The sequence below is a fragment of the Streptomyces sp. NPDC000880 genome (assembly GCF_053599675.1).
Map to the genome: position 1 here is coordinate 1 of NZ_JBSFMS010000239.1, position 2,330 is coordinate 2,330.

Here is a 2,330-nt window from a genome sequence, read left to right on the forward strand (position 1 = left end):
GGTGGTGTGGTAACTCCCATCATCGCAGGTCAGCAGGCACCTCTCTTCGATTCTTTATCCACGGGACACGGGCTGACCGGTGGATCGAGGCTAAGTAGCAGATCAGAGGGCCCTTACCGGATTGGTAAGGGCCCTCTGGCGTTGCTGTGTGTCTATCTGCGTGACTAGCGTTCCGGATCCCGCTTGAAGATGCCGTCCATGACCACGGCTCCGGTCTGGATCACGGGCCGGATCTGCTTCCGGTAGACCTCCTCGGTCACGGCCGTGCCAGAGTGGCCGACGAGTCGGGAGATCTCTTCCAGCGGGACTCCGCGGTCGGAGAGCAGGGACACGAAGCTGTGGCGGAGCTCCCGGGGCGTCCACTCGTCGGCGTTGATCCCCTCGGCATCCTTGAGCGTCTGGCGGAAAGCCCGCCGCACGTTGGTGGCATCGAGCAGCTTGCCCACCGCCGACGAGAAGACGAGCCCCTGCTCCTCCCAGTCGTCGCCAGCGGCGAGCCGGTCCCAGCCCTGGTTATCGGACTGCTGCCAGAGAACCTCCACGCACCGTGCCGGCAGAGCGAGCGTTCGGCGAGACTTCCGGGTCTTCATGTCCGCGCCCCGGCGGACCGAACGCCACAGCGCGATATGCGGAAGCCGCGGCGGGTCGGCGTCTGGCTCGCCCTTCAGGAACACGGGTCCCAGGTGAGCGCCCGCAGTTCCTCAGTACGCGCACCGGTCAGCAGCGTGACGACGATGTACGCGTGCATCGAGGTCCCCTTGGCCGCCTCGAGAACCGCCTCGGCCTGGGCGAAGGTGAGCGCCTTGGAAGGTCGCCCTGTCTGCCCTTGGGGCACGGAGCACAACCCGACGACATTGCGCTTCACCTTGTCCCGGGCCATGGCCCGCTTGACCGAGCGATTCAGGCAGGAGTGGACCGCCTGCAACGTGCGCGTGCTGAGGATCTGGGCTTTGTATCACTCGCGCCAAAGCAGCTCCAGCCCAAAGCCGTTCCACCGACCTCACAGCTTGGCCAGGAGACGCACTGAAGCTCTGCCCGTACCCGCAGTTCGCTTTGTTCACCAGAAACGAGCAGCGAATGTCCAGCTCGGTCGGCGGCACTCGATTCGGGACGATGTCGATGTTCACGAGAACGACAGCGCCTGCAGTGGTGGCTCCCAATCGAGGCACAGCAGCGTCGCCGAGAGGGAGGAAGATGGAAGGGAGGGGAGGATCACGCAGGGGGCATGGAAGGGGCTGGCGGTCGTGGATCTTGTACTGCGCCCGGGTACCGCGGACGATGCCGCAGAATGCGGCAGGATCTGTTTCGAGGCCTTCGCCGGGCTAGCCCGTGAGCATGCGTTTCCCCCCGACGTACCCAGTCCCGAGATGGGCATCGCACTGATCGAGTCGTTCCTGACCCACCCGGGGTTCTACAGTGTCGTCGCCGAGTTCGACGGGCGGATCGTAGGGAGCAACTTCCTCGACGAGCGCTCGCCCGTTGTCGGTGTCGGGCCCATCACCATCGATCCCGGTATGCAGAACCGGGGTGTGGGCCGCCGGCTGATGCGGGACGTGATGCAACGGTCCGCCGAGCGCAGAGTGCCGGGGATCCGGCTGCTGCAAAGCGGGTACCACACCAGATCGTTTTCGCTCTACGCAAGCCTGGGGTTCGCGTTTCGGGAGACGCTGGCATGCATGCAGGGACCGGCGATCTTGCGCACAGTGCCTGGGCATACAGTTCGGGAGGCCACGGACGCGGACCTCGCCGCCTGTAACGAAGTGTGCCGTCGGGTACACGGCGTCGACCGTGGCGGCGAGGTCGCCGACGCGCTGAAACAAGGCTCGGTCCGTGTTGTCGAGGACGGGGGGAACGTCACCGGTTACGCCACGGATCTGGCGTTCTTCGCGCACGCGGTAGCCGAAACCACCACGGGCCTCCAGGCCCTGATCGCCTCGGCTCCCACCTTCGGCGGTCCCGGCATCCTCGTGCCCGCCAGCAACAGCCTGCTGCTGCAATGGGGGCTCGCGAACGGCCTCAAGGTGGTGCAGCTGATGAGCTTGATGACCATCGGCCTCTACAACGAGCCCGCCGGGGCGTACCTGCCATCGATCCTCTACTGAGGAGCTTCGGGCCCCGGACCTCACTCCGCATGGCCCTCGCCGACGCTGCGGCCGCGGCGTATGGTCAGTGATCGCCAAGGGCAGCAGGCATCCGCGAGGGATGCTGTCGAAACACGGGTTCTGGCTCAGATTCCGTTTGCGCCGTGAGGCGCTGTTGGTTCGAGTGGAGGTGTAAGACCTGCACCAACCCGCTGTCGCAGCAGTGGGGTTGAAGCTGAGGGCAGCCTG

General features: G+C 65.6%; 1 protein-coding gene and 1 pseudogene. One reads left to right on the forward strand and one right to left on the reverse strand.

Annotated features, from left to right (window positions below):
• Positions 1-164: 164 nt before the first annotated feature.
• Positions 165-952: pseudogene (locus ACWDO5_RS35610) on the reverse strand (site-specific integrase); the annotation flags it as partial.
• 292 nt (positions 953-1,244) lie between these two features.
• Between ACWDO5_RS35610 and ACWDO5_RS35615 the strand changes: the two are divergent.
• A complete protein-coding gene (locus ACWDO5_RS35615; protein ID WP_450534666.1) occupies positions 1,245-2,102 on the forward strand; it encodes a GNAT family N-acetyltransferase in 858 nt (285 codons plus the stop codon).
• Positions 2,103-2,330 lie beyond the last annotated feature (228 nt).